This window comes from Leifsonia sp. NPDC102414, assembly GCF_044765685.1.
GTDB lineage: Bacteria > Actinomycetota > Actinomycetes > Actinomycetales > Microbacteriaceae > Leifsonia.
Genome location: NZ_JBIWKN010000002.1, coordinates 350,320 through 376,704, shown reverse-complemented (window position 1 = coordinate 376,704; position 26,385 = coordinate 350,320). Strand labels below are relative to the sequence as shown.

Here is a 26,385-nt window from a genome sequence, read left to right as displayed (position 1 = left end):
GCCACGGCGCTGCTGCTCGCATACACGCTCAACCAGACCTGGCTGAAGTTCCGCACCGGGTTCCGGCTGATCTACTTCCTGCCGGCCGTGACGACCCTCGTCGCGTACTCTGTGGTGTTCCGGGTGATGCTCGCCACGGACGGCGGGGCGGTGAACCAGCTCATCGGCCTGTTCGGCATAGCGCCCGTCGACTGGCTCAACGACGAGCTCTGGGCTCGCGTGGCGCTCATCGCATCCATCACCTGGCGGTGGACCGGATACAACATGGTCATCCTGCTCGCCGGGCTGCAGAGCATCCCCGCCGAGCAGTACGAGGCGGCGCGCGTCGACGGCGCCGGCCGCTGGGCGACGTTCTCGAAGGTCATCGTGCCGCAGCTCCGCCCCGCGATCGTGTTCACCACCATCACGTCGACCATCGGCGCCCTGCAGCTGTTCGACGAGAACGTGATCCTCACCGGCGGCGGACCCAACAACGCCACCCTGACCCCGGTGCTCTACCTCTACAAGGTCGGCTTCCGGCAGTTCGACCCAGGGTATGCGTCGGCCATCGCGTGGCTGCTCGTGCTGCTCACCGGCATCATCTCGATCGTGCAGTTCCGTCTTCTGAGGGAGAAGAAATGATCCGCGCCCTGCGGCACTCACCGGTCTACCTGCTCCTCGCGGCCGGGGCCGTGCTCAGCGTCATCCCGTTCCTGTGGATGGTCGTGGCATCGACCCACACCACGTCGTCGCTGTTCGCCACGCCCCTGCCCGTGCTGCCGGGCGGCGAGCTGCTCGCCAACCTGGCGCGGCTGCAGGCGGAGACGAACTTCGGCCTCGTGCTCGCCAACAGCCTCGGGATCGCCGTGGTCTACACGGTGTTCAGCTCGGCCGTGAGCGTGATGGCGGGCTACGGGCTGGCGAAGTTCCGGTTCCGCGGGCGCGGAGTGCTGATGGGCGTCGTGCTGGTGACCATGATGATCCCGATGCAGGTGCTGCTCGTGCCGCTGTTCCAGATGATGGCGAGCATCGGCTGGATCGACACGTATCAGGCGATCATCGTGCCGTTCCTCGCCAACGCGTTCGGCATCTTCCTGATGCGTCAGGCGTTCCTCGACTTCCCCGACACGATCATCGAGGCGGCGCGCATCGACGGCGCAGGCGAGCTGCGCACGTTCTACCGGGTGGTGCTCCCGATCGCGCGCCCTCAGCTCGCGGCGCTCGTCATCTACACGTTCGTGAGCCAGTGGAACGCGTTCATCTGGCCGCTGCTGATGCTCAACACCGAGGACAAGTACACGGTGCCTGTCGCCCTCAACACGATGATCGGCCTCTCCCGCGTCGACTACTCCGGCCTGATGCTCGGCTCGCTGCTGGCGACCATCCCGCTGCTGATCGTGTTCCTGCTGTTCCAGCGGCAGTTCGTGGCGGGGCTGCTGGGCGGTGCGGTGAAGGGGTGAGCGTCAGAGCGGGGGCGGCGCGGGCGGTGGAACCGGTGGGACCGGCGGGGTCAGCCCAGCCGCTCCCACGAGATGCCGGCGTCGGCGAGCAGGCGGCGCATGCCGTTGGTCCAGTTGGCGGCCAGGGCCTGCTTCGCCGCGTCCAGGTCGCCCTCGACGAGGTGGCGGGCGATGTCGGCGTGCTCGATCGCGCTGCGCTCGACCATCACGTCGTCGGAGACCAGCAGCGACTCGTAGCGGTGGATGGCGCGGCGCACGCCGGCGATCTCGTCGAGGAGGCGCTGGTTGGGGCACGCGCTGAGCATCAGGTTGTGCCACTCGTCGTCGCGGCGGTTCACCAGGGCGTGCTGGGCGACGTCGTCGTTGAACTCGGCGGCGAGGGCGGCGAGCTGTTCGCCGATCCCAGCCAGCTCGTCCGCCGGGCTGAGGTCGATGGCCAGGCTCTCCAGGGCCACGATGATCGGGCAGAGTTCCTCGAACTCGCGGGCGCTGAGCGGCACGAAGCGGAAGCCCTTGCCGTTCTCCGACTCGATCTGGCCCTCGCTCTCGAGCGCGATCAGCGCTTCGCGGAGCGGGGTGCGGGAGACGCCGAGCTCGGCGGCGAGCTGCACCTCGTTGATGCTCTCGCCCGGGCGCACATTGCCGGCCCGCATCCTCGCGATGAGTTCTTCGCGCACCTGGGATCGCAGGTTCTTGCGCTCGATCACTGTGACCTCCTGGTCGGTTCGTGCGTGGCCTCGCGGCCGGCCGGCGTCGCCAGCTTAGGGCTTGACCCCTCGCGGGAATCGCTTTAGCGTTACTGTATACAGAATACAGTCGACGGTTGCCCGGTGTAAAGCACCGCAGCCGTGAACTGTCCGTTCGACCCCGCACCATCCAGCTCGACCCGCACACCAGCTCGACCCGCACACCAGCTCGACCCGCACCCTCGCAAGGAGACCAGTGACGACCACCTCGCCGCGGAGCATCCGCCTCGACGCCCTCGCCTATGGCGGCGACTACAACCCCGACCAGTGGCCGGAGAGCGTCTGGGCCGAGGATGCGCGCCTCATGGTCGAGGCCGGCGTCAACCTCGTCACCCTCCCCGTCTTCTCCTGGCCGCTGCTCGAACCGCGTCCGGGCGAGTACGACTTCGCCGGGCTGGACCGCGTCATCGACCTGCTCTGGGAGCACGGCATCCGCATCGACCTGGCCACCGCGACCGCGACCCCTCCCGCGTGGCTGGTGCGCGAGCATCCAGAGGTGCTGCCGTGGAATGCGGACGGCGTGCGGCTGGAGTTCGGGTCGCGGCAGTCGTACTGCCCCAGCTCGCCGATCTTCCGGGAGGCGGCGCTCCGCCTCACCCGCACGCTCGCCGAGCGCTACGGCGCGCATCCCGCCCTGGCGCTCTGGCACGTCTCCAACGAGTACGGCGATCACGTCTCGCGCTGCTGGTGCCCGGAGTCTGCGCGGCATTTCCGCCGCTGGCTGCAGAACAGGTACCAGACGATCGACGGCCTGAACGCGGCGTGGGGCACGAGCTGCTGGGGCCAGCACTACCTCGACTTCGAGCAGATCGAGCCACCGCGCACCGCGACAGGACCGATCAACCCGGCGGAGCTGGTGGATTTCGAGCGGTTCTCCTCGGACGCGCTGCTCGAACTGTTCCAGGCCGAGATCGACGTGCTGCGCGAGGTCACTCCCGACATCGCCGTCACCACCAACTTCATGAGCATGTTCCGCGAGCTCGACTACTGGGACTTCGCCGACGCCGAGGACCTCGTCACCGACGACGCGTACCCCGACCCCGCCGATCAGGATGCGCACATCGCGGCCGCCCTCAACTACGGCCTGATGCGCTCCCTCAAAGACGGCCGCCCGTGGCTGCTGCTCGAACAGGCGCCGAGCGCGGTGAGCTGGCGCGAGGTCAACGTGCCCAAGGCGCCAGGCCAGATGCGTGTCGGCAGCATGCAGGCGCTGGCGCACGGGTCGGACGGCGTGCTGTTCTTCCAGTGGCGGCAGGCGAAGTTCGGCCCGGAGAAGTTCCACTCAGCGATGCTCGGCCACCGCGGGGAGCGCAGCCGCACCTTCCAGGAGACCAAAGCGCTCGGGGCCGAGCTGAAGACGCTCGCGCCGATCACGGGAACCAGGGTGCGCGCATCCGTCGCCCTCGTCGCCGACTGGGACTCCTGGTGGGGCGTCAGCGAACCGGAGTCTCTGCCCTCTGTGCGCCTCGACTGGCTCAGGGAGGCGCGCGCCTGGCACGCCGCGGCGTACGCGCTCGGCCAGCCGGTCGACGTGGCCCGCGCCGCAGGCCCGTATGGCGACCACCGCGTGCTGCTCGTCCCGAACCTCTACGCCACCACGACGGAGCAGGCGGCTGCGCTGACAGCGTTCGTCGAGGCGGGCGGTCAGCTCGTCGTCGGCCCGTTCTCCGGCGTTGTCGACCACCGCGAGCAGATCCACGACGGCGGTGCCCCCGGCCCGCTGCGCGACCTGCTCGGCGTCGAGGTGGACGAGTGGTGGCCGCTGGCGGACGGGCAGACCCGCAGTGTCGCGTTCGACACGTCCTTCGGCACTGCGGGAGAGACCCACGGCGTGCGCGTCTGGAGCGAGTGGATCGAGGCAGCGCCCGGCACCGAGGTGCTCGCGACGTACGCGGACGGCGACCTCGCAGGGCGTCCGGCCGTCACGCGCCGCGCATCCGGTGCCGGAGCAGCCTGGTACCTCAGCGCCGGCCTCGACAGCGATGGGATGCGCGCGGTGCTCGCCCAGGTGTTCGCCGCGGCAGACGTGCCGGTCGCCGCATCCATTGACACCGACCTCGAGGTCGTCACCCGCACCGACGGGACCACGGACTACACCTTCGTCCTCAACCACGGCAGGGCGGACCGCTCAGCACCGCCCATCCGCGGCGGCCGCGACCTCCTCACCGGCGCCCCGTCCGACTCCGCCATCGCCCTCCCCGCCTTCGGCGTCGCGGTCATCGCCCACCCCGCCCCTGCCGATCCCGCCCCCGCCCGAACAATCGAGTCCGAACTTCTTCAGCCGACACGCCGCGAGCATCCGTGAACAACTTCGGACTCGATCGCGACGCCGACCATCCCGACCACCCCACCACCGACCGCGAGGCCACCATGACCCAACCTTTCGTCCACCCGTACGTGCCGAACACGGCGCCGGCATCCCGTCAGGCGATGCTCGACGCCGTCGGGGCGGCATCCGTCGAGGAGTTCTACGCCGACGTCCCGGCCGACCTCCGTCTCGGCCGCGCCCTCGACCTGCCGGAGCCGCTCGTCGCCGAGCAGGACCTGGTGCGTCACGTCGGCGGTCTGCTGCGCCGCAACCGCTCCGTCGAGCCCGGCCGCCTCTTCCTCGGCGCAGGCACCTACCAGCACGCCGTCCCCGCCGTCGTGGACGAGGTCATCAGCCGCAGCGAGTTCCTCACCGCATACGCCGGCGAGCCGTACGAGGACCACGGCCGCTTCCAGGCGCTGTTCCAGTACCAGTCGCTGATGGGCGAACTGCTCAACCAGGATGTGGTCAACGTCCCCACCTACGACGGCTTCCAGGCCGCCGCCACCTCGCTGGCGATGGCGGGCCGCATCACCGGCCGCCGCACCGTCCTGCTGGTCAGCGACGCGCATCCGGACAAGCTGTCGAAGGTCCGCGACTACATCGCGCCCACCATCGACCTCGTGCTCGTCCCCACGGTCGACGGCACCGCCGACCTCGCCGCCGTGACCGGGATGCTCGACGAGAGCACCGCCGCGATCTGGATCGAGACGCCCAGCTACACCGGAGCGCTGGAAACCGCCGTCGCCGAGCTCTCCGCCGCCGCGCACGCTGTCGGAGCCGTCGTCATCGTCGGCACGGACCCGATCGGGCTCGGCGTGCTCACCCCGCCTGCCGACCTCGGCGCCGACATCGTCCACGGCGACATCCAGTCGCTCGGGCTGCACCCCTGGTTCGGCGGCGCGCACGCCGGGTTCATCGCCGTGCACGACGACACCCGGTTCGTGATGGAGCTCCCGTCGCGGCTGTTCGGCCTCGCGTCCACCGACGTCGAAGGCGAGTACGGCTTCGGCGACGTGGCGTACGACCGCACATCGTTCGCCCTCCGTGAGGAAGGGAAGGAGTGGGTCGGCACCGCAGCGGCCCTCTGGGGCATCGCCGCCGGCGTCTACCTCTCGCTGATGGGGCCGCAGGGCATGGCGGAGGTCGGCGAGACCGTCCTCGCCCGCACCGCGTACGCCTCCCGCGTGCTCGCCGCCCTCCCCGGCGTCGCGCTCGCAGACGGCGCGACGCACTTCCGCGAGTTCGTGATCGACCTGACGGATGCGGCGCTCACCGCACCCGAGCTGGTCGCCGCGGGCCGCGCATCCGGATTCGAGCCCGGCCTCGCCATCGACGACCACCGGCTGCTGGTGTGCGTCACCGAGCAGAACACCCAGACCGACATCGACGACCTCACCGCCGTGCTCGCCGACGCGCTCGTCGCAGCGCGCGCACAGCAGAAGGAGCAGAACGCATGAGCCTCCCCATCGCCCCCAAGCCGGCTCTTCGCCGTTTCCACCAGGCGCGCTGGGACGAGCCCATCGTCTTCGAGCTGCACGCGCCGGGAGAGCGCGGCGTGCTCGTCTCCCGCCCGGAGGCCGGGGTGCGCGAGACGGTCGGCGATGTCGTCGCCGATCTGCCCGCATCCCTTCGTCGCAGCGCACCGCCCGCGCTGCCGGAGATCGGGCAGATGCGCGTGCTCAAGCACTACCTGCGACTCAGCCAGGAGAACCTCGGCGCCGACCTCAACGTCGACGTGGGCCAGGGCACCTGCACCATGAAGTACGCGCCCAAGGTCAACGAGGCGATCATCCGCACGCCCGACCTCACCGAGCTGCACCCGTTGCAGGACCAGGCGAGCGCGCAGGGCGTCCTCGAGATCGTCTGGCGCACCGAGCGGATGCTCGCGGAGATCTCCGGCATGAGCAGGGTCTCGCTGCAGACCAGCGGCGGCTCCGAGGCGATCTGGGCCAACATCTCGATGATCCGCGCCTACCACGCCTCCCGCGGCGAGGCGGAGCAGCGGGATGAGGTCATCACCACGATCTTCTCCCACCCGTCCAACGCCGCAGCGGCCAAGGCCGCGGGATACACGGTCATCACCATCCACCCGGATGCGGACGGCTACCCCGACCTCGACGCCCTCCGCGCCGCGCTCTCCCCGCGCACAGCGGCGATCATGGTCACCAACCCGGAGGACACCGGGATCTACAACCCGCGCATCCGCGAGTGGGTGGAGCTGGCGCACGAGGTGGGCGCGCTCGCGTCGTACGACCAGGCCAACGCGAACGGCATCCTCGGCATCACCCGCGCCCGCGACGCAGGGTTCGACGTCTGCCACTTCAACCTGCACAAGACGTTCGGCACGCCGCACGGCTGCGGCGGGCCAGGCTCGGGGGCGAACGCCGTGTCGGAGGCGCTCGCGCCGTTCCTGCCCGGCCCGGTGGTCGAGCGCGACGGCGATCGCTACTACCTGGATGCGAACCGCCCGCAGTCGATCGGCTCCGTCGCCCCGTTCTACGGCGTCATCCCGAACATCGTGCGCACGTACGCGTGGATCAGCGCACTCGGCGCGGACGGCCTGCGCGCCGTGGCGGAGACCGCCGTGCTCAACAACAACTACCTGATGAAGCGCATCCTGGAGATCCCCGGTGCGAGCGCACCGTATGCGACCGGTCGCCGCCGCATCGAGCAGGTGCGCTACTCGTGGCAGGAGCTGTTCGAGGAGACCGGCATCAGCTCGGAGGAGATCGGCGTGCGCGCCGCCGACTTCGGGATGCACTACTGGACCAGCCACCACCCGTACATCGTGCCGCAGCCGTTCACGCTGGAGCCGACCGAGTCGTACTCGATGGCCGAGCTGGACGAGTACGCGAACGTGCTGGCCGAGGTCGCCCGCGAGGCGCGCGAGACGCCGGAGGTGGTGCGCACCGCTCCGCACAACCAGACCGTGCACCACACCCACCACGACGACCTCGACGACCCGGAGCGGTGGGCCGTGACCTGGCGGGCGTACCAGCGGAAGTACTTCGGTGCTGGCGCTGCTGGCGCAGGAACCGGCGTCGCGGCCGATAGCGCTGCCGCGTCTGGCGCGTCGGCCGAGGAGGCAGCGGCCTAGATGTCCACCGTCCGTCAGCTCCGCCGCCCGGCGATCGGGGTGGTCGTGAACCCCGTCGCTGGGATCGGGGGACCAGCCGGTCTCGTCGGCAGCGACGGCGACGCCGTGCAGCGCGAGGCCATCGCGCGCGGTGCGCACGCCCGTGCCGCCGACCGCGCGGCCGTCGCCCTCGCGGTGCTGGCGGACGCGCATCCGGGGCTGGAGGTGCTGACGGCCGGCGGTGCCCTCGGCGAGGACACTGTCCGTGCAGCGGGGCTGCTGGCGCGCGTCGTCTACACCCCGGATGCGTCGCGCGCGACGACCGGCGACGACACGATGCGCGCGGTCGCCGCCTGTGCAGCGGACGGCGCTGGGCTGGTGCTGTTCGCCGGAGGAGACGGCACCGCCAGGGATGCGGCGAGCGGCGCCCCTCCGGAGGTCGCACTCCTCGGCATCCCCGCCGGTGTGAAGATGTACTCCGGCTGCTTCGCCGTCTCCCCGGCGGCTGCTGGGGCCATCGCAGCGGACTGGCAGTCGTCGGGCGGGCTGTCGACGCGCGAGGCCGAAGTGCTCGACCTCGACGAGGCGCTCCTGCGTGCAGGTCGCCCGGACCCTCGCCTGTTCGCGCTCGTCCGCGTGCCCGCATCCCGCGAGCGCACCCAGGCGCGCAAAGCGCCGACCCCGACGAGCGAGGCGGACGCCGTCCGCCTCGCAGCGGCGGGAGCCGTGGCGGCCATGCAGCCGGGCGTCCGCTACCTGCTCGGGCCGGGCGGAACGCTCGCCGCCGTGTCCCGTGAGCTCGGCATCCAGGGCACACCGCTCGGCGTCGACATCGTGCAGGATGGCGCGCTCATCGCCCGCGACGTCTCCGAGAAGCAGGCGCTCTCCGCCATCGCCGGGCATCCTGCGAAAGCGGTGGTCACGGTGATCGGCGGCCAGGGCTTCCTGCTCGGCCGGGGCAATCAGCAGCTCTCACCGGCGGTGGTCGACGCGATCGGCCCCGACCCTCTGCTCGTCGTCGCGACGGAGCAGAAACTCCTCGACCTCTCCGGCCGGCCTCTCCTGGTCGACACCGGCGACCCCCGCATCGACGAACGCCTCGCCGGTCATCTCCGTGTGATCACCGGCCCGTCGTCGTCGAGCATCTACCCTGTCAGTGCCGCCAGTGCGGCCACCACCGAAGGAGCGCACACATGCGTTTAGCCGACAAGTCCGCCATCGTCACCGGAGGAGCGGGCGGCATCGGCCGCGCCACCTCCCTCGCCTTCGCGGCGGAGGGCGCACGCGTCGCCGTCGTCGACGTCGCCCCAGGAGCGGCGGAGAAGGTCGCGGAGGAGATCCGTGCGGCGGGCGGCACCGCCATCGCCCTCACGGCCGATGTGTCGAACGAGGCGGACATCGAGCGCGTCGTCGCCGACACCGTCTCGGAGTTCGGCGGTGTCGACGTGGTCTTCAACAACGCGGGCATCATCCGCAGGACCACAGCCGTCGAGACCACCGCGGACGAGTGGGACCGCGTGTTCGGCGTCAACGTCAAGGGCATCTTCCTGATGTGCAAGCACGTCGTCCCCGTCATGGCGGCGAACGGCGGAGGCTCGATCGTCAACACCGGCTCCGGATGGGGTCTCAAGGGCGGCGCGCAGGCCATCTCGTACTGCGCATCCAAGGGGGCGGTGGTCAACATGACCCGCGCGCTCGCCATCGACCACGGCCCGCAGGGCATCCGCGTCAACTCGGTCAACCCCGGCGACGTCAACACCGGGATGCTCCGCGACGAGGCCCGCCAGCTCGGCCAGGAGGCCGGCTCGTTCCTCGCCGAAGCCGCCGACCGCCCGTTGCAGCGCATGGGCGAGCCGCAGGAGATCGCGGCCGCCGTCGTCTGGCTCGCCTCCGACGAGTCCTCGTACGTCACCGGCTCAGCCCTCGTCGTGGACGGCGGCGGGATCGCCTGACCCCTGCTGTGCGGTGCGGGCCGGGAGCACCGGCCCGCACCTCGGGTTACGGCCGTGACTGCGGCTCCGGCGGCGGGTCCGTCCGGAACCCGACGAGCTTGTGCGTCCCGTCGCAGTACGGCTTGATCGTCGACACCCCGCAGCGGCACAGCGCCACCGTGCGCCGGCTGCGGTGAACGGGCTTCCCCTCCGCGTCCACGATCTGCGCCGGGCCGCGCACGAGCAGCGGCCCGTCGGGGCACGCGACGATGGTCACGGGTGCAGGCGAATCCGACGCACTCACACCGTCACCGTCTCTTCCGCGCGCAGTGAGCTCGCGCCCGCCTGCCAGCGTTCGAGCATGTGCGCTCCGACGAGGCCGTCCGCGTACAGGCAGGCACGCGCACCGAACACGATGTCGGGCAGCAGCTCGGGATGCTCCTCCGCCAGGCCGCCCGCGAGGTCGCGTCCGGCGATCTGCTCGTGGACCGCATCCGCCTCGACGTGCTCGTCGAAGTAGTCGGTGACCTCGCTGTCGTAGCCGAGGCGCCTGAACCCGTTGCCGTACAGGCGGTTCGGGATGGACGACGTCATCTCGAACGCGGCCAGGTGACCGGCGATGGCGCCCCTGAGCCGCCGGTTCAGTCCGAACATCGACATCATGTTGAAGGACGCGAGCGTCACGGCGGGCGCGCGGTCGATGTACGCCCCGTAGCTCGGATCGAGCCCGACGCCGGCCATGGTCTTGGCGAAGATCACCGAGTGCATCCGCGACGGCTGCCCTCCGCCGTACTCGTCCGATTGCACCTCGACGAGCGCGGCCTTCGCCCTGCCGGTCAGGCGCGGGATGGCCCAGGAGTGCGGGTCTGCCTCTTTGAGGGTGTAGATCGACCGGTGGATGATGAACTCGGTCGCCTGCTCGCGCGTCGCCTTCTTCGCCAGGTAGCGGGAGAGGCTCGGGCCGCTGTCCTCCGCGGTCGCGGCGAAGAGGTACGCGGCCACGGACTCCGCATCGGGATGCGGGAGCTCGCCGATCTCCACGCGCTCCCGGAGCTGCTGCTCGAACAGGTCCTCGATGGCGGTGCGGACGGCGACCTGCGCCGGGTGCCACTCCCAGCGGTCGTCGCACTCGACCACCCCTCCGTAGGAGAGGCCGTAGCTGACGAGCAGGGCGAGCTGGAGGTCGTCGTCGGTGCCGACGTACGGCTGCTGGTCGAGCGCTTCCCGGGCGGCGTCTAGGGTGCGCTGCATGGAGTCGGACGATGGTCGCGCCGGTTCGGAGAGGGCCTGGAGGAGCTGCGCGCTCACGGGTCCGCGCGGCGTGATTCGTGCTGTCATGCTCCGACCGTGAGCCGACTTCCGTGCGCAGTCAAGCCATTGCGTGCATCCCGTGGCCGTGCGTACTGTGTGCGGCGGACGAGGGGATGCGCGTGCGGACGACGATCGGCGTTGAGGAGGAGTTCGTGCTGCTCGATCCCGAAACCCTCGTGCCGGTCGAGCGTGCGCGGGAGGCTCAGGATGCGCTGCGACGCGCCGGCAACGGCTTCGGCCGGGTGATGGCCGAGTTCTTCCCATCGCAGCTCGAGTTCGCGTCGCCGGTGTGCGAGACCGCCGGGCAGGCGCTGGCCTCCATCACCGGCTTCCGGGAGGAGTTGTCGGCCTGGGCGGCGGAGAACGGCCTGATCGCCTGCGGGGTCGGGCTGCCGTACCGCGTCGCGCAGGAGGCCGAGGTGACGGACGAGCCGCGCTACCGCGAGATCGCGTCGCACTTCGGGCTCATCGTGCGCGACCACCAGCTCAACGGGCTGCATGTGCACGTCGGCGTCGCCGACAGGGACGCCGCGGTCGCGGCCTCGAACGCCCTGAGGCCGTGGCTGCCCGTTCTGCTGGCGCTGTCCGCCAACTCGCCGTACTGGAACGGGGTCGACACGGGGTTCGACTCCTGGCGCGCCATCCACAGCAGGCGCTGGACGACGCACGGCATCCCACCCCGGTTCCTGGATGCGGCGGACTACGACCGCAGGACCGCCGCGCTGCGTGGCGTCGGAGGCACCTCGGATGCCGGGACGCTCAACTGGGTCGTGCGGCCCTCGGAACGCTATCCGACCGTGGAGGTGCGCGTGTTCGACGCCCAGCTCGACCCGGAGACGAGCGTGGCGCTCGCGTCGATCGTGCGCGGGCTGGTCCTCGCGTCGGCGGGGCGGGCCACGGGCACCCAGGCCGCGGAGATCGAGCCCGAGCTCCTGGACTCCGCGCTCTGGCACGCGGCCCGCAACGGTCTCGCGGCCGACCTGCTCGATCCTCGCGACGGCTCGCTCGCCGACGCCCGCGCGGTGGTCCGGGCCCTTCTCGACGCGGCAGCCGGCGGGCTGGCCGAGCAGGGCGACACGGCTGCGGTGTCCGCAGTAGTGGACCGCATTCTGCGCGAGGGCAACGGTGCCACCAGGCAGCGGGCGGCGATGACCGAGGGCGGGATGCGCGGGCTCACCGCCGCGATCAGCGCGGACGCCGTCTCCACGTACTGACAGTCACTCCCTCCCGCGCGCGAACCGGCGATGCACTGATCCGTGACGCACAGCAAGCTGTCCGGCTGCCGGAGCGGCACGTCGTCACCTACGCGCTTCCTTACCCCCACGAATCCTCGGAGAGATGCCGGAGAGCTACCTCGAGAATGCGCAGGTGCCGAGGCCGGGTGAGGACGAATTCGACGACGTCAGCGATGTCCTCGGGCGTCAGCATGGATTGCAGCTCTGGCATGCTTTCGTGCCGCAAGCCACGGCCCATGCCGAACTTTGTCGCCACCCCACCTGGACAGATGTTGACGGTTCGGATTCCGGCCTCTCGAAGTTCGTGATCCAGTGAGCGAGTGAATCCGACCTGCGCAAATTTGGATGCGACGTAGACGGCCTCGTCTGGAAGCGCCCTGCGCCCCGCCTCCGAGGCGATCGTCACGAGGTCCGGCGAGCTGCTGAGGCGCAGCGCAGGGAGAGCGGCCCGCACCGTATTGATCAGCCCCTTGACGTTGATGTCGATCATCTCGTCGACCTCCGCTTGCGGGGTAATCTCGACCGGCCCCCACGAGCCGACACCGGCATTGGCGACCACGATGTCGATCCCACCGTAGGTCTGAGCCGCTCTCTCACACGCCGAACTGAGGTCGCGGACACTTCGCACATCCCCCACGAGAGGAAGATAGGACGGCCCGTCTCGGTCCGCTTCGGCGTGCCGGGACAGTGCAGCCACTCGCACACCCGCGTCGTGCAGCCGGTGGGCGACGGCCAGCCCGATACCGCTGCTCGCGCCGGTGACGAGAGCGACACGCCCGGCCAATGGCTCACAGAGCATTCCGGCCACCTCCGTTCTCACCGGTGAGAGAACTCAGGACCTCGACGGTTGTGGCACTGACAGCATCGCGGGCGGCACGCAGGTGGGGCCGAGGATCGGTCGCGGGATTCTGCTCGAACGATCGTCGTAGCGCGTCGCTGTATGTCGTCGCGACGCGGGTCCCGATGTTGACCTTCGTGATCCCCACCGCGACTGCCCGACGGATGCCCGCCGCGCTGACGCCTGATGACCCGTGAAGGACGAGGGGGACGGACACTCGGTCCGCGATAGCGGCGATGAGCTCGTCGTCGAGTGTCGCGTCCGCCGTCGACATACCGTGGGAGCTGCCGACTGCGACCGCCAGTGCGTCGATGCCTGTCGCCGACACGAAAACAGCGGCTTCGTCGGGATCGGTGCGGACGCCGGACGCATGGGCGCCGCGTTTGCCGCCGATTTCGCCTAGTTCGGCTTCCACATACCAGCCGTCGGCGTGCAACATCTGCGTGAGGTCGGCGACGGTGCGGACGTTCTCGGCGAACGACAACCGGGATGCGTCCACCATGGCGGACGACACGCCCGTGCCTGCGCCGACCCGGAGCCACGATGGCGTCTCGATGTGGTCGAGATGGATGCTCGCCAAGGCACGCCTCTGACGCACAAGCTCAGTTAAGCCGCAGAGGAAGGCGCGTGCTCCGCTGGCGTGGAAGTCAAGGCAATGCTCACTGACCTGGAGGATGACAGGGTGCTCAGCGGCCTCGGCTCCGGCGATGAGGCCATCGGCCTGCTCGAGCGTGACCACATTGAATGCGATGACCCCGTGGCGGCGCGCGTGGCTCATGATGGCGGCGGTTGTCGTCAGCGGCACTTCGGCTCCTTCTTCTTCGATGGATGCTTGACAAGTATCGCAAGATATCGCAAGAATATGCAAGCAATAGCAAGTCAACTGCAACGAAACCAAGATCGGTCACTGATGACTCAACTACTCGCAGGCCTGGATGTGGGCACCTCATCCTGCAAGGCCGTGGTGTACACGATCGAGGGTGACGTCGTTGCTTATGGCCGGACGGCCACTCACTGGGAGCGAACGTCAGGGCGCACCGAGATCTCGGCCGTTGCCTTGTTGGCTGCCGCTGAGGCTGCACTCCGCGAGGCGGTCGCGGCCGCACCGGACGGCGAGATCGTCGGAGTGGGGGTCACGAGCATGGGGGAGTCGAGCGTCCTCCTGGACCGGCGCGACCGTCCCGTGGTCCCTGTCATCGCGTGGCACGACACTCGAGACACTCGCGAGCTCGAAGAACTCGAGGCGTGGGTGAGCCGGTCGGAGTTCGCTAAGCGCACTGGCCTGCCGCTCCGGCAGCAGTGGAGCATCACCAAGATCCGGTGGGCGACGCGGCCGGAGCGGCAGCTCGCGGACGTCGCGCGACGGCTCGACGTGGCTGAGTGGATCGCCTTCAGCCTCGGGGCAGCACCCGTTGCCGAGCAGTCACTCGCCTCGCGGACCGGTCTATTCGACCTGGCTGCCCGTGACTGGTGGCTCGACGGCGTGCAGTGGGCTGGTGGATCGGCGCGATGGATGCCCGAGATCGTAACAGCAGGAACGTCGCTCGGACGCGCCAGCGTGCGGCCCGGCCTCGAACGACTGGCGGGCGCGACAGTCACGGTCGCAGGCCATGACCATCAGGTTGCAGCAGTCGGCGTCGGAGCGGTGGGCGAAGGCGATGCACTGGACTCTTGCGGCACGGCCGAGGCGATCGTCCGGACGATCCGTCGCGGAATGCCCGCCGAGGCGATCGACACCGTGACCGCTGCGGGTGTGACTGTCGGCTGGTCCCCTCTCGCCGGGCGGTGGACGCTACTAGGCGGAACGCAGGGCGGACGGGCTCTGCAAGTCATACTCGATGTCGTCGGCCTCTCGCCCGAGGAGGCCGCTCACGCCGCCGCGGCGCTGGGGGCCGTCAGCAGTCCGGTCCGCGTCGACGCGGCCGATCCCGAGAAGATCAGTATCACGGGCATTGATTCCTCCACGCGGCCTGGCGCGATCTGGCGGGCGGCAGTGGGCGACGTGACCGAGCAGGTTGCGGCCATCGACGCTGCGATGACCAAGGCGGCAGGGCCGCGTGGCGACCTCGTCATCACCGGAGGCTGGTCGGGCGACCGGTCGGTCCAGGAGAGCAAACGTCGTCGGCTCGGCGGTTTCCGCGTCGTCGCCGGCATGGAAGCCGGCTCCCGCGGAGCAGCGCTCTTCGCGGGCCAGGCCGCGGGAGTGTATCGGGGTGTCAGCGATTTTCCCCCGATCAAAGGCGGGCTAGCGCTGCTCGAACGGGGAATGGACGAAGTGGGGGTACCGGCATGAACGCAGGACGAGAGCCGATGCATTCGGTGCAGTATCCGGAGCAGCGTAGGGAGCTGATTCTCACGAAGCTGCGCACCGAGGGTCGCGCGACGGCGAGCAGCATCGCGGCGGAGCTTCACGTCACCACCGAAACGGTGCGCAAAGACTTCCTGGCCCTTGAGCAGATGGGGCTGCTCCGTCGTGTCCATGGCGGCGCCGTCCCCGTCGGTCAGCTGTCATACGAGCCGCCGGTCGCCTCACGCGTCGGCTTCTCGGAGGAGAAAACGCGGATCGCCAAAGCCGCACTTGCACACCTACCGGCGGGTGGCTCTGTGCTCATCGACGCCGGGTCGACCACCGGCCGCCTCGCCGACATCTTCCCGTCGGATCGGGCGCTGACGGTATACACGAACACGCTCAGCATCGCGCTGAGCCTCCTCGACCGGCCACTTCTCACCGTGATGACGCTGGGCGGGAGGGTGCGTCCGCTGACGGTGGCGGAGGTCGACGACTGGGCGGCCCGCTCCCTCTCCGAGATCAACGTGGACGTGGCGTTCCTCGGCGCGAACGCCGTGTCGATCGAGCGTGGTCTGACGACGCCCGATCCTGCGGAAGCCGCGATCAAACGTCTGATGCTGTCGAGTGCGCGGCGGCGCATACTGCTTGCCGACCACAGCAAGTTCGGCCAGGTCAGCACGTGCAAGCATGCCGACCTCAGCGACATCGACCTGGTGATCACGGACTCGGGTATCGACCAACACGAGCTTTCCGCGTTGCGCGGCGTCGGAGTGGAGGTGGAGCAGGCATGATCGTCACTGTCGCGCCCAATCCCAGCCTCGATCGGACCATCGTCGTCGACTTCCTCAAGCGCGGAGCGGTCAACCGCGCCTCCGTGAGCTCGAGCGAGCCGAGCGGCAAAGGTGTCAACGTGGCGGTCGCGTTGAACGCGCACGGCATAGATGTCGTGGCGGTGCTGCCGGTCGGCGGCTTCTCGGGGTTCCAGGTGGTACAGCTGCTCGACGCTCTCGGTGTGCCGCATGTCAGCGTCCCGATCACGGGGGAGGTACGCAGCAACATCAGCCTCATCGAACCGGACGCCATCGTGACGAAGATCAACGAGGTGGGGCCGACGCTCAGCCCCGACGAAGCGTCGCGGCTGGTCAGGGCGGTATTGAACCGGTTGGACGAGGGCGACTGGCTCGTGGCATCCGGAACGCTTCCTGCTGGCGCCGTCGAAGCGATCTATCCGAGTCTGGTTCGAGGCGCCCAGGAGGTCGGCGCACGTGTCGCAATCGACACGTCCGGCGAGCCCCTCGACCGCGCGATCGCTGCCGGGCCCGATCTGATCAAGCCGAACGTCTCAGAGCTGTCGGACGTCACTGGGCGCGACATCGTGTCGCTCGGAGACGTGGTGATGGCTGCGGAGAGCCTGCGTGAGCGCGGCGCAGGGGCAGTGCTCGCCAGCATTGGACCAGACGGCGCTGTACTCGTCGCCGATGGCGGCCGCTGGCATGCCGCGGCCCCCGCAATCGAGGTGGTCAGTGCAGTCGGCGCCGGTGATGCCCTCCTCGCTGGGTTCGTCGCCGCAGGCGGGGCAGGACCGGAGGCTTTGCGGACTGCGATGGGATGGGCGGCCTCAGCCGTGCAACTCCCTGGCACGCTCTCGGCGAGCAGCGCTCCGAGCATTCCGATCGACATCACGGGGGACATCGATTTCGGCAGGAAGCTCACCGCTCCCTGCCGGACCAGCGACGCGCCAGACATCTAGCGCGTCGCACGCACCGAGACAGCCAGGTCAACAGCCAGTTCAGATCACACAAAGGAGTAAGAAATGAACTTGAAGCGCGCCTTATCCGGGACGTTGCTTGCCGGACTTTCGGCCGGCCTGCTCGTCCTCACCACAGCATGCAGCGGAGGAGGGGCCGGTCAGTCCGCTTCCGGTGGCGACAAGCCCCTGATCGGTCTGTCCATGCGATTCATCGCCGGGAACTCCTGGCTGAGCACACTGGCGGACGGTGCGAAAGCGTCCGCGGAATCCAAGGGATACGACCTGGAAGCGGTCGACGCCCAAGGCGACGCCCAAACCCAGATCCAGCAGATGCAGACGTTCATCAACAAGGGAGCGAAGGCGATCATCATCGAGCCTGTCGGTGACCGCAACGTCGCCGCGGGCATCCAGGCCGCAAAGCGTGCCAAGGTGCCTGTGATCGTGGTCAACGATCAGGTGAGCAGCGATCTGGCCAAGCAGGTCGCCTGCAACGTGCACGACGACGGTAAGGCCACGGCAGCACTGGTCGGCGAGATCGCCGCAAAGCGCGCCGTCGCCAAGAAGGGCGAGAGCGCGACGATCAACCTCTACATCCAGGCGCTCTTCCCGCAAGAGCTCGTGACCGAGAGTCGTGAGAACGGCTTCATGGACGGCTGGAACAAGGAGATGAAGAATCACCCCGGCGTCACGACCAAACGCATCCCGAACAACTACGGCGAGGCACTCCCCGATAAGACGCTCACCGCGATGAGGAATGTGCTGGCAGGCAACCCGAACGTCGACGTCATCTTCAATCAGACAGACGTGGTGATGCCCGCGGTAACCGAGGCGCTCAAGGGCTCCGGGCTCATGGACCAGTCCGGCAAGACGGCGGTGACCATCGCCGGTTTCGACGGCGGGATGGACGTGATCAAGGGCATGGCGGACGGCACGAGCTCGGTCGTCGCCGACGGACTGAACCGGCCGGCCCTCCAGGCGGCCTATTCCGTCGACGAGGCAATCGCCTCGATCACGGGCAAGAAGACGGGCGAATGCGAAGGAACGCCGGCCACGCGCATCCTGGCGCCGCTGGCTGTGACGCCCGAGAACGCGTCCAAGTACGTCAACGACAAGATCGCCTTCGCGGGCACCGAGTAGGCGGAAGGAGCCACACGTCATGATCGCGTTCGCTGGGACGGCCCAGGACGTCGCCCGGGTCTCCATCACCGGTGTCAGCAAGTCCTATCCGGGTACGAGAGCCCTGATCGATCTCGACCTCGCCGTGATGCCGGGAGAGGTTCACGGTATCGCCGGACAGAACGGGGCCGGCAAGTCGACCCTTGTTCGCATCCTCTCGGGAGTCGAGAGGCCGGACACCGGGACCATCCGCCTCGATGGCGAGGAGGTCTCGCTGGAGACGCCCCAGGCCGCCCAGCGGGCGCAGATCATGACAGTCCACCAGGAGTTGAGCCTGATCCCGTACCTCTCGGTCGCCGAGAACATCTTCGTGGGAGACATGCCACGCACAAGAGCCGGATCCATCGCCTGGCGCCGGCTTCGGCGGGATGCCAGGCAGCAGCTGCTCGCCCTCGGCTTCGACATCGACGTGCGGAAGCCTGTGTCGGCGCTGCCCATCGCACACCGGCAGGCGGTCGAGATCGCCAAGGCGATCAGCCGCAACGCGAGAGTCCTCATCCTCGACGAGCCGACCGCGACCCTGCCGCGGCACGACGTGGCCAAGCTGTTCGAGCTGCTTCGGCGGCTCCGCACCTCCGGGATCGCCATCATCTTCATCTCGCACCACTTCGATGAGATGTACGAGATCTGCGACACCATCTCGGTCTTCAGAGACGGAAGACGGGTCGCCGGTTTTGTCGCCGAGGAGGAGAACCACGATGCGATTCTGCAGGCAATGCTCGGCAGCATGAACCCGGAGGATTCACAGCGCCTGCAGCTCGGCGCGAGCGACACCCCCAGGCTCGGTCTGGGCAGGGTCGACGGCGAGGTCGCCCTGGAGGTGCAGGGCCTCAGCGACGACTCGAACCTCAGCGATGTCGACCTGGTGCTGCACAGAGGAGAAGTGCTCGGTGTCGCCGGGCTGTCCGGGAGCGGGCAGACCCAGCTGGCGGCTGCGCTGTTCGGTGCTCAGAAGTACGCGGCCCGTTCATTCACCGTTTCAGGCCGGCAGGTAGGTAGGCTGCACAGCCCGGCCAACGCGGTACGTCTCGGGTTGGGGCTGCTGCCGGAAGAGCGCAAATCGCAGGGCCTCATCCTGCCGATGTCGATCACGAGGAATATCACCCTTGCAGCGCTGGGGAAGTTCAGCAGGCTCGCTGTCATCGACAAGCGCAAGGAGGCCGCCACCGGCCAGCGAATGCGCACAGCCCTCTCGATCAAGGCGCCCTCGCTCGGACGGCCCGTCGCGACCTTGTCCGGAGGCAACCAGCAAAAGGTCGCCCTCGCGAAATGGCTCGTCAGTGGCGTGCGCACCCTCATCTTCGTGGAGCCAACCCGCGGAGTCGACGTCGGGGCAAAGCTCGAGATCTACGAGCTGATCCGAGGCTTCGTGGAGGGCGGTGGTAGCGCGATCATCATCACCTCCGAGATCGACGAGGCGCTGATGTGCGACCGCGTTGCCGTACTACGCCGCGGCACCATCGTCGCAACGGTCGATCGACCCACCATCGAACGAGACGGCGAAGTCGCCGTCATGAAGTTCTTCGCCTGAAACAGCACACGAACAACGGAGTCAGATCGTGTCATCCAACACCAACACCCAACAGCGCCTGCCTTCTTCGCCCGCACCCCGCCGCCGTCCCGGCGACGCGGTCAAGGAGTTCGCGGCCTCCCTCGGATCAAAGGGCTACCTCCTCGTCGTAGGAGCCATCGTGCTCATCGTCGGCAGCGCGGTCTCGCCATACTTCTTCACCTCCCGCAACCTCGTCGCGGTGCTGATCACCGCCTCGGTCGTGTCGGTGCTCGCCGTAGGCCAGTATCTTGTCATCGTCACCGGCGGCATCGACCTGTCGGTCGGTGCGGTCGCTGCCCTCTCGTCCGTGGCCGTGGGCCTCACCCTCCAACAGGGAGTCCCGTGGCCCATCGCACTGATCGTCGCGCTTCTTGTCGCCGGCTTCATCGGGGTATTCAACGGCGTGATGATCGTCTACGGGGGCGTGACACCGTTCATCGTGACCCTGGCGATGATGAGCCTGGCACGCGGAGCGGCCTACGTGCTCCAGACCGGTCGCCAGGTACCGATCTCGAATCAGGGATTCCTCGACGCGTTCGTCGGCGATTTCGGGCCGCTTCCCGCGCCGATCGTCATCGCACTCGTCGTCACCGTTCTCGCGGCGCTGATGATGGCGCAGACCCGATACGGCCGGAGGCTCTACGCACTGGGCGGTAACCCGGAGGCCGCGCGCTTGTCGGGTCTGCCGGTCAAGCGCGATGTGATCACTGCCTATTTCCTGTCGTCGCTTCTCGCCGGCCTCGCGGGGGTGATGATCGCCGCGCAGCTGACGGAAGGCAGTGCGATCATCGGCGACGGCTACGAGTTGAACGCCATCGCAGCCGTAGTCGTCGGAGGCGCATCCCTGTTCGGCGGCACCGGCGATCCGGTCAGCGCCGTGATCGGCGGTCTCATCATCGCTGTGATCCTGAACATCATGGACCTGCTCGGCATTCAGGCACAGCCGCAGCTCATCGTGAAAGGCGCAGTCATCCTGCTCGCTGTGCTGTTCACCAGCGGAGCTGGCAGTCGTCTCCCACACGCCATCCGCAAGCTCGTATTCCAACGCCGGTATGCCGCCCTTCCGGCCACGGCGACGAAGGAGGAACGATGAACCAACTCGTGACGCACACGTTCACTCCGTCTCAGGCCGAGACCATCGCCGCCGTCTGCCAGAGGATGTTCCCTCCGACGCAGAACTGGCCGGGTGCCGAAGCGGCGGGAGTCCCCGAGTACGTCGTCGCCGCTGTTGCAGAGGGGGGCGCGGAACTCCACGCCTTCTATGTGAGCGGCCTCGACGCCCTGGACAGAGAGAGTCACGCTTTGTTCGGCGCTCCGTTCACAGCGATCGCGGCGCAGGACCAGGACCGCGTCCTTGAGCAGATCGACGCTGCCCATTCTGCGGACGGGCCAGACGCCGGTGCTCGGCTCGAAGCGTTCTTCGGAGTGATCTGGGAGCACGGCATCCAGGGCATGTTCTGCGATCCGCAGTACGGCGGCAACCGCGACACAGTGGGCTGGAAGCTGGTCGGGTTCCCTGGAGCGCAATGGGGCTACAACGCCGAGCAGATGCGAGAAGGGTTCGACTCCCGCGCGATCGTCATCAAGACCTTGAAAGACCTCAGAGACGAATTGAAGGTGACCAATGGTTGAGCGCGCAGAAGCGATCGTCGTCGGCCTCGGAGCTTCCGGCGGCATCATCGCCGAGCAGTTGACCAAGGCTGGCGTGAGCGTGGTCGCCCTCGACAAGGGCCCTATGCACACGAGTGAGGAGTTCCGACTCAAGCACGACGAGGTCAAGTACTACTCACGCGGGAGCCTGGTCCCCCAGCTCAGCACGGACCCGGTCACCTGGCGAGCGGACGACAACAGCACGGCACGGCTGCTCCCGTGGGCTGCCGGTGTCCGCGGCAACAGTGAGCCCTTGCACCTCCCACCGTCGATCGGTCCGGGCGGCGGCACCCTGCACTGGGGCGGCGCATCATGGCGGCACCGTGACAGCGACTTCAGGATGAAGTCGATCATCGTCGACCGGTTTGGCGAGGACGCGCTCGGTAGTGACTCCACGATGGTGGACTGGCCGATCGGCTACGACGATCTCGAGCCGTACTACGACAAGGCAGAATGGGAGCTCGGCGTCTCTGGGGCCGCAGGCAACATCAATGGCGAGCACGTAGAGGGCGGCAGCCCGTTCGAGTCGCCTCGCACCCGCGGCTTCCCGATGAGGCCGCTCCGCCGCGCGCCGGCCGACGATCGATTCGCTGCCGCGGCCGAACGCCTCGGATACCACCCATTCCAGCAGCCGGCCGCCGTGGCCTCCGAGGACTACAAGTCGCTCAAGGGGTGCGAGTATTGCGGCTTCTGCCACGGATTCCTCTGCCACGTGAACGCAAAGCAGTCCAGCCGCATCACGTCCGTCGAGGCGGCACTGAGCACGGGCAACCTTGAGATCCGCGCGAACTCGCGGGTGTTCCGCATCGAGCGCGATGCCAGCGGACGCCGGGTCCTCGGTGTCTCCTATTTCGACGAGAACGGTCTGGAGCGGCGCATCGACTCCGATCTGGTCGTGATCGCCTGCTATGCACTCGAGAACAGTCGGCTGCTCCTCGCGTCGGATATCAACGCGAACGGTCAGGTCGGACGCAACTTCATGACCCACAGCTTCGGCTGGTGTACGGCCGTGTTGCCTGAGAACTCGAATCCGTTCATGGCACCGCTGGTGGCGGCGAGCGTCATCGACGACTTCAACTGCGACGGAATGCCGGACAACGATGATGGCGTGCTCTGGGGCTCGGTGATCACCAGTATCCCCGGCGACCTGCAGCCGATCGAGGCCGCGCACAACCTGCCGCCAGGCTCCAAGCGCTGGGGCGCCGACTTCATCGAGTGGTTCGGCGCGAACTATCGGCGCCTATTCGGCATCCACAACCAGATCCCGACCTTCCCCTCGGTACGAAACTATGTCGATCTGGACCCGACGGTCACCGACCAGTACGGTCAGCCGGCACTGCGCATCACGCACGACTGGTCGACACACGACCGGGCGGCACTCGGGTACTTCGAGAAGATCAAACGGGACATCGCAGAAGAAATGGGCGCCGTGCAGTTCTGGTCAGAGCCGACGCCTCCGCTCTACCACCTTTCGACGCACGAAGTAGGGACGCATCGGATGGGCCTGGACCCCGCCACCTCCGTCGTCGACGTGTACGGCGAGTCGCACGAGTGCCGCGGACTCTACGTGGTCGGGGGCGGCCAGTTCCCGACCCTCTCCGGTTACAACCCGACGCAGACCATCCAGGCGCTCGCTTACCTCACAGCCGACCACATCCTCGGCAGGCGCTGAGAAGCGCCTCCACGAACGTCGTGTCTCACGGGCACGTCACAAACCAGCCAGAACCGACACCGCTCTCGGGCGAAACCAACAAGAAAGAGGAACCACATCATGGTCGATCCGTACGCGATCGTTGCACTGTCGAACACGGTGCACACCATTAAGAAGCGCTCCGACGCCATCGAGAACACCAAACGGATCTGCGATTTCATGGATCCAGCCGTCATGGTCGCCTCGACCGATGGGGCTCCGGTCAAGCTCGTTGTATTGCCGGAGATGGCCATCCAGGGGATGCTGCCGCACTTCCTGGCCGGCGACAAGGATGCACACGAAGAGTTCGCGATGGAGATCCCCGGTCCGGAGACCGAGATCCTCGGGCAGAAGGCCAAGGAGCTGAACACCTACATCGCCGGCGAGCTCTATCTGGTCCGAGACCCCGACTTCCCTGGCCACTCCTTCAACGTCGCCTTCCTGATCAGCCCTCAAGGAGAAGTGATCTACAAGCGCGCCAAGGCGACGAGCGACGCATACGAGGGTGGGGCTCTCGGAACCACCAACCCCCACGACATCTGGGACGAGTGGATCGAGAAGAAGGGAAACGGCAACGTGCTCGACGCCATTTTCCCGGTGGCGAAGACCGAGATCGGCAACATCGGCTACGTCATCTGCCACGAAGGTGCATACCCGGAGATCACTCGAGGGCTTGCGATGAACGGCGCAGAGATCATCATCCGTGGCACCCTGATCGAGCCCCAGGTCGGAGCAGGCATGTGGGAGCTGCAGAATCGCGCCCACGCGATGTTCAACCAGGTCTACGTGGTGGCGCCGAACCTCGGGCCGCAGCGCAATGACGACGGCACTCTGTTCGACCTCTTCGGCGGCCAGTCGATGATCGTCGACAACAAGGGCCGTGTGGTGGTCAAGCAGAGCGGCAGTGGCGCAGGCGACTCATTCGTGAGCTCCGTCATCGACATCGAGGCGCTTCGCCGGTCGCGCACGTCCAACGGCGTGACGAGCTGGTTCAAGGATCTGCGCACCGAGCAGTACCGGGCCATTTACGACCAGCCCATCTACGAGGCCAACCAGTACCTTGACGCACCTCCGACCACCGGTTGGCTGGCGCGCGAGGCGAAGCGGCGCGGGAGCAACATCGAGAAGCTCATCCAGCGCGGAGTGCTCACGCCGCCGTCCAAGTGACGAAGGCGTGACGAAGGGCGGGTGCGGTGCTCTGGCTGGCCGCACCCGCCCGGGCCACCGACGCGATCACTCGGTGGCCAGATGAGTTGGCGAGAAGAGCGAGGCGAGGACATGCAGGCAGGATCCCTATCACGCGTACCGCCGGCGCCGCGTCGGTTCGGGCTCGTCGGTCACGGCTGGCGCACCGATTTCTATCTCCGCATTGCCGCTGCGCTTCCGGACCGATTCACCTGCGTCGGCATAGTGACCCGCACCGCCGAGGCGGGTCGTCGAGTCGAGGAACGATGGGGGGTGCCCTCCTTTCGCGCGGTGGCCGACCTCGTCAACGGGTCACAGGTGGATGCGATGGTGGTCAGCGTTCCCCCGATCGCAGCGGCGCCGATCATCGCCGACCTCGTGAGGCTTCGAATTCCGGTGCTCACGGAGACACCGCCAGCGCCGACGCTCGATGGGCTTGCGGACCTGTGGAAAGCCGTCGGCGACTCGCCACTCGTGATGGTCGCCGAACAGCATCCGTACCTGCCGGTCTTCGTCGCGCTGCAGCGCCTGATCGACCAGGGGGTGCTCGGGGAGGTGAGTTCGGCTTCGATCTCATGGACGCACGAATACCACGCGGCGGCGCTGCTGCGTCGCCTGGCCGGTGTCGGGGGCGAGGGGTCCAGCGTGACCGCCATTCGTGCATCGGTTCCGTTGGTCGACGGTCCGGACCGGTCGGGCTGGCCTGAGCTGCCTGCCGTGTCGCAGAGAGAGCACGTGACCGCCGTGCTCCGCACCGGCGACCGCAGCGCCCTCTACGACTTCACGGAGACGCAATGGTTCAACCCGCTGCGGCGTCGCCAGGTGTCGGTACGCGGCAGCCACGGCGAAGTCGTCGGGTCGGACGTGACCTGGACGGCGGGCGGTGAGATCATGAGCGCTCCCATCGTGCGTCGTCAGCTCGGTCTTGACGGCAACCTGGAAGGAACGGGGCTCGACCGGTTGACCTGGTGCAGCCAGACGCTGTACCGCAATCCGTTCCCTGGAAGCGGCCTCTCCGACGAGGAGATCGCGATCGCCACCTGCCTCGTCAATATCACCAACCCTGATCATCCGGCAGGCTACTCACTCGCGGACGCCTGTGAGGACCGATATCTCTCCCTCCTCGTCGCAGAGTCGGCCGACCGCGAGACACAACTGATATCCCGAGCCCAACCCTGGTCGGCCGCGTTGGTATAGCGCGTCCGCCCGAGAGATCAAAACACCGCACCACGAAGGAGATCATCAATGTTGACCTATAACGCCCTCGGGCGAACCGGCCTGACCGTTTCATCTGTCTGCGTCGGAACGAGTGCGCTCGGAAGCCACCCCGACCAGTACGGCTACGAAGTAGACACCGAGACCGGCGTCGCCACCATCGCACGCGCTCTGAGTGGACCGTTCACGTTCATCGACACGTCGAACGAATATGGTCACGGCGGAGACAGCGAACGACGTATCGGCCAGGCGCTCGCGAACCGCGGGGGAGGCATGCCTGAGGGCGTCGTGGTCGCTACCAAAGTGGATCCGCTCCTCGGCTCCACCGACTTCTCCGGCGACCGTGTGCGCCGCTCCGTCGAGGAGAGTCTGGAACGGCTCGGCCTGGACCGCCTGCAACTGGTGTACTTCCACGACCCGGAGAAGATCACCTTTGACGAGGGGGTAGCCAAGGGGGGCCCACTGGAGGCGCTCATTGAGCTGCGCGATCAGGGTGTCATCGACTACATCGGTGTGGCGGGCGGACCGATCGACCTGGAGCTGCGCTACCTCGCCACGGACGCTTTCGACGCCGTCATCAGTCACAACCGATACACGCTCGTCGACCAGACCGCCGAGTCTCTCATGGATGACGCTGCCGAACGAGGTGTCGCGTTCGTGAATGCCGCTCCATTCGGTGGGGGGATGCTTGCCACGGGGCCAGAGACCACAATCCGCTACCGATACGAGACTGCGGATGAGCAGCTGTTGGCGAGGGTGCGGGCCATGAAACAGCTCTGCGACGATGCCGGCGTCCCGCTCGCCGCGGCTGCCCTCCAGTTCTCTACCCGTGATCCTCGCGTGGCGTCGACCATTGTAGGGATGTCACGACCCTCACGCATCGATCAGACGCTGGAGTTGCTGGAGACGCCTATCGCCGACGAGCTCTGGGGTGCGCTCGAACCACTCGTGAGAGGCGAGCGGGTTCCCGAATGACCTGGCCGGAGGCGA

Annotated in this window: 24 protein-coding genes; 19 read left to right on the top strand and 5 right to left on the bottom strand. The window is 67.9% G+C overall.

From position 1 onward, the window contains the following. Both ACIRCZ_RS10095 and ACIRCZ_RS10090 read left to right on the top strand, forming a co-directional pair. A partial coding sequence (locus ACIRCZ_RS10095) for a carbohydrate ABC transporter permease (protein ID WP_402852506.1) occupies nucleotides 1-621 on the top strand: 621 nt, incomplete at its 5' end. Next, nucleotides 618-1,439, top strand: coding sequence for a carbohydrate ABC transporter permease (locus ACIRCZ_RS10090; protein WP_055897932.1), 822 nt, complete (start codon nucleotides 618-620; stop codon nucleotides 1,437-1,439). The genes ACIRCZ_RS10095 and ACIRCZ_RS10090, both read left to right, overlap by 4 nt. A 50-nt stretch (nucleotides 1,440-1,489) precedes the next feature. On the opposite strand, the gene ACIRCZ_RS10085 is transcribed toward ACIRCZ_RS10090, so the two are convergent. Continuing rightward, nucleotides 1,490-2,146: a GntR family transcriptional regulator gene (locus tag ACIRCZ_RS10085; protein ID WP_235500562.1), complete on the bottom strand. Its 657-nt coding sequence runs from the start codon at nucleotides 2,144-2,146 to the stop codon at nucleotides 1,490-1,492. 235 nt (nucleotides 2,147-2,381) lie between these two features. Here ACIRCZ_RS10085 and ACIRCZ_RS10080 point away from each other — a divergent pair, with 235 nt between their 5' ends. From ACIRCZ_RS10080 to ACIRCZ_RS10060, 5 genes are read left to right on the top strand one after another with little or no spacing between them, the layout of a single operon-like run. After that, nucleotides 2,382-4,490: a beta-galactosidase gene (locus tag ACIRCZ_RS10080; RefSeq protein ID WP_402852502.1), complete on the top strand. Its 2,109-nt coding sequence runs from the start codon at nucleotides 2,382-2,384 to the stop codon at nucleotides 4,488-4,490. After that, a complete protein-coding gene (gene gcvPA, locus ACIRCZ_RS10075; RefSeq protein ID WP_402852499.1) occupies nucleotides 4,487-5,953 on the top strand; it encodes an aminomethyl-transferring glycine dehydrogenase subunit GcvPA in 1,467 nt (488 codons plus the stop codon). The genes ACIRCZ_RS10080 and gcvPA overlap by 4 nt, the downstream gene beginning before the upstream one ends. Beyond that, nucleotides 5,950-7,593: an aminomethyl-transferring glycine dehydrogenase subunit GcvPB gene (gene gcvPB, locus ACIRCZ_RS10070; protein WP_402852496.1), complete on the top strand. Its 1,644-nt coding sequence runs from the start codon at nucleotides 5,950-5,952 to the stop codon at nucleotides 7,591-7,593. Before gcvPA ends, gcvPB begins: the two co-directional genes overlap by 4 nt. Next, nucleotides 7,594-8,775: an ATP-NAD kinase family protein gene (locus ACIRCZ_RS10065; RefSeq protein ID WP_402852493.1), complete on the top strand. Its 1,182-nt coding sequence runs from the start codon at nucleotides 7,594-7,596 to the stop codon at nucleotides 8,773-8,775. After that, nucleotides 8,766-9,524, top strand: a complete 759-nt coding sequence (locus ACIRCZ_RS10060) for an SDR family NAD(P)-dependent oxidoreductase (RefSeq protein WP_055897936.1) — start codon at nucleotides 8,766-8,768, stop codon at nucleotides 9,522-9,524. The genes ACIRCZ_RS10065 and ACIRCZ_RS10060 overlap by 10 nt, the downstream gene beginning before the upstream one ends. A gap of 46 nt (nucleotides 9,525-9,570) precedes the next feature. Here the strand turns inward: ACIRCZ_RS10060 and ACIRCZ_RS10055 are convergent, their stop codons facing one another. Next, entirely contained in the window at nucleotides 9,571-9,807 is a 237-nt protein-coding gene (locus ACIRCZ_RS10055; protein WP_402852488.1) for a CDGSH iron-sulfur domain-containing protein, read from the bottom strand. After that, nucleotides 9,804-10,841: an iron-containing redox enzyme family protein gene (locus tag ACIRCZ_RS10050; protein WP_402852485.1), complete on the bottom strand. Its 1,038-nt coding sequence runs from the start codon at nucleotides 10,839-10,841 to the stop codon at nucleotides 9,804-9,806. Before ACIRCZ_RS10050 ends, ACIRCZ_RS10055 begins: the two co-directional genes overlap by 4 nt. Before the next feature lie 92 nt (nucleotides 10,842-10,933). On the opposite strand from ACIRCZ_RS10050, the gene ACIRCZ_RS10045 reads away from it, so the two are divergent. Then, entirely contained in the window at nucleotides 10,934-12,028 is a 1,095-nt protein-coding gene (locus ACIRCZ_RS10045; RefSeq protein ID WP_402852482.1) for a glutamate--cysteine ligase, read from the top strand. A 100-nt stretch (nucleotides 12,029-12,128) separates the two neighbouring features. On the opposite strand, the gene ACIRCZ_RS10040 is transcribed toward ACIRCZ_RS10045, so the two are convergent. Further along, complete coding sequence (locus ACIRCZ_RS10040) at nucleotides 12,129-12,848, bottom strand: SDR family oxidoreductase (RefSeq protein ID WP_055897945.1); 720 nt, start codon at nucleotides 12,846-12,848, stop codon at nucleotides 12,129-12,131. Beyond that, nucleotides 12,838-13,692 (bottom strand): class II fructose-bisphosphate aldolase, encoded by an 855-nt coding sequence (locus ACIRCZ_RS10035; protein WP_402852479.1) that lies wholly within the window; start codon nucleotides 13,690-13,692, stop codon nucleotides 12,838-12,840. The genes ACIRCZ_RS10040 and ACIRCZ_RS10035 overlap by 11 nt, the downstream gene beginning before the upstream one ends. A gap of 27 nt (nucleotides 13,693-13,719) precedes the next feature. Here ACIRCZ_RS10035 and ACIRCZ_RS10030 point away from each other — a divergent pair, with 27 nt between their 5' ends. The 11 genes from ACIRCZ_RS10030 (at nucleotide 13,720) to ACIRCZ_RS09980 (ending at nucleotide 26,370) form a co-directional block, all read left to right on the top strand. Further along, a complete protein-coding gene (locus tag ACIRCZ_RS10030) occupies nucleotides 13,720-15,180 on the top strand; it encodes an L-fuculokinase (RefSeq protein ID WP_402852476.1) in 1,461 nt (486 codons plus the stop codon). A 17-nt stretch (nucleotides 15,181-15,197) separates the two neighbouring features. After that, the gene (locus tag ACIRCZ_RS10025; protein WP_055898973.1) at nucleotides 15,198-15,968 is read left to right on the top strand and encodes a DeoR/GlpR family DNA-binding transcription regulator; all 771 of its coding nucleotides are present in this window, start codon (nucleotides 15,198-15,200) and stop codon (nucleotides 15,966-15,968) included. Further along, nucleotides 15,965-16,927 carry a 1-phosphofructokinase family hexose kinase gene (locus ACIRCZ_RS10020; RefSeq protein WP_055897953.1) on the top strand — a complete coding sequence of 321 codons (963 nt, stop codon included), beginning with the start codon at nucleotides 15,965-15,967 and terminating at the stop codon, nucleotides 16,925-16,927. Before ACIRCZ_RS10025 ends, ACIRCZ_RS10020 begins: the two co-directional genes overlap by 4 nt. 63 nt (nucleotides 16,928-16,990) lie before the next feature. After that, a complete protein-coding gene (locus tag ACIRCZ_RS10015) occupies nucleotides 16,991-18,064 on the top strand; it encodes a sugar ABC transporter substrate-binding protein (RefSeq protein ID WP_055897956.1) in 1,074 nt (357 codons plus the stop codon). 19 nt (nucleotides 18,065-18,083) lie between these two features. Next, a complete protein-coding gene (locus ACIRCZ_RS10010; protein ID WP_055897959.1) occupies nucleotides 18,084-19,634 on the top strand; it encodes a sugar ABC transporter ATP-binding protein in 1,551 nt (516 codons plus the stop codon). A gap of 160 nt (nucleotides 19,635-19,794) precedes the next feature. Further along, nucleotides 19,795-20,748, top strand: a complete 954-nt coding sequence (locus tag ACIRCZ_RS10005; protein WP_235500567.1) for an ABC transporter permease — start codon at nucleotides 19,795-19,797, stop codon at nucleotides 20,746-20,748. After that, nucleotides 20,745-21,287: a gluconate 2-dehydrogenase subunit 3 family protein gene (locus ACIRCZ_RS10000; protein ID WP_402852467.1), complete on the top strand. Its 543-nt coding sequence runs from the start codon at nucleotides 20,745-20,747 to the stop codon at nucleotides 21,285-21,287. Before ACIRCZ_RS10005 ends, ACIRCZ_RS10000 begins: the two co-directional genes overlap by 4 nt. Next, entirely contained in the window at nucleotides 21,280-22,977 is a 1,698-nt protein-coding gene (locus ACIRCZ_RS09995) for a GMC family oxidoreductase (protein WP_055897967.1), read from the top strand. The genes ACIRCZ_RS10000 and ACIRCZ_RS09995 overlap by 8 nt, the downstream gene beginning before the upstream one ends. Before the next feature lie 99 nt (nucleotides 22,978-23,076). After that, the gene (locus ACIRCZ_RS09990; protein ID WP_055897970.1) at nucleotides 23,077-24,162 is read left to right on the top strand and encodes a nitrilase-related carbon-nitrogen hydrolase; all 1,086 of its coding nucleotides are present in this window, start codon (nucleotides 23,077-23,079) and stop codon (nucleotides 24,160-24,162) included. Between the two features lie 111 nt (nucleotides 24,163-24,273). Continuing rightward, nucleotides 24,274-25,377: a Gfo/Idh/MocA family protein gene (locus ACIRCZ_RS09985; protein WP_162255990.1), complete on the top strand. Its 1,104-nt coding sequence runs from the start codon at nucleotides 24,274-24,276 to the stop codon at nucleotides 25,375-25,377. A 51-nt stretch (nucleotides 25,378-25,428) separates the two neighbouring features. After that, complete coding sequence (locus ACIRCZ_RS09980; RefSeq protein WP_402853597.1) at nucleotides 25,429-26,370, top strand: aldo/keto reductase; 942 nt, start codon at nucleotides 25,429-25,431, stop codon at nucleotides 26,368-26,370. Nucleotides 26,371-26,385: the final 15 nt, after the last annotated feature.

What these genes read in the sequence shown, in the direction of transcription:
- ACIRCZ_RS10090 (WP_055897932.1), top strand. Translation starts at nt 618, where the DNA reads ATGATCCGCGCCCTGCGGCACTCACCGGTCTACCTGCTCCTCGCGGCC.
- gcvPB (WP_402852496.1), top strand. Translation starts at nt 5,950, where the DNA reads ATGAGCCTCCCCATCGCCCCCAAGCCGGCTCTTCGCCGTTTCCACCAG.
- ACIRCZ_RS10065 (WP_402852493.1), top strand. Translation starts at nt 7,594, where the DNA reads ATGTCCACCGTCCGTCAGCTCCGCCGCCCGGCGATCGGGGTGGTCGTG.
- ACIRCZ_RS10060 (WP_055897936.1), top strand. Translation starts at nt 8,766, where the DNA reads ATGCGTTTAGCCGACAAGTCCGCCATCGTCACCGGAGGAGCGGGCGGC.
- ACIRCZ_RS10050 (WP_402852485.1), bottom strand. Translation starts at nt 10,841, where the DNA reads ATGACAGCACGAATCACGCCGCGCGGACCCGTGAGCGCGCAGCTCCTC.
- ACIRCZ_RS10040 (WP_055897945.1), bottom strand. Translation starts at nt 12,848, where the DNA reads ATGCTCTGTGAGCCATTGGCCGGGCGTGTCGCTCTCGTCACCGGCGCG.
- ACIRCZ_RS10025 (WP_055898973.1), top strand. Translation starts at nt 15,198, where the DNA reads ATGCATTCGGTGCAGTATCCGGAGCAGCGTAGGGAGCTGATTCTCACG.
- ACIRCZ_RS10020 (WP_055897953.1), top strand. Translation starts at nt 15,965, where the DNA reads ATGATCGTCACTGTCGCGCCCAATCCCAGCCTCGATCGGACCATCGTC.
- ACIRCZ_RS10015 (WP_055897956.1), top strand. Translation starts at nt 16,991, where the DNA reads ATGAACTTGAAGCGCGCCTTATCCGGGACGTTGCTTGCCGGACTTTCG.
- ACIRCZ_RS10010 (WP_055897959.1), top strand. Translation starts at nt 18,084, where the DNA reads ATGATCGCGTTCGCTGGGACGGCCCAGGACGTCGCCCGGGTCTCCATC.
- ACIRCZ_RS10000 (WP_402852467.1), top strand. Translation starts at nt 20,745, where the DNA reads ATGAACCAACTCGTGACGCACACGTTCACTCCGTCTCAGGCCGAGACC.
- ACIRCZ_RS09995 (WP_055897967.1), top strand. Translation starts at nt 21,280, where the DNA reads ATGGTTGAGCGCGCAGAAGCGATCGTCGTCGGCCTCGGAGCTTCCGGC.
- ACIRCZ_RS09990 (WP_055897970.1), top strand. Translation starts at nt 23,077, where the DNA reads ATGGTCGATCCGTACGCGATCGTTGCACTGTCGAACACGGTGCACACC.
- ACIRCZ_RS09985 (WP_162255990.1), top strand. Translation starts at nt 24,274, where the DNA reads ATGCAGGCAGGATCCCTATCACGCGTACCGCCGGCGCCGCGTCGGTTC.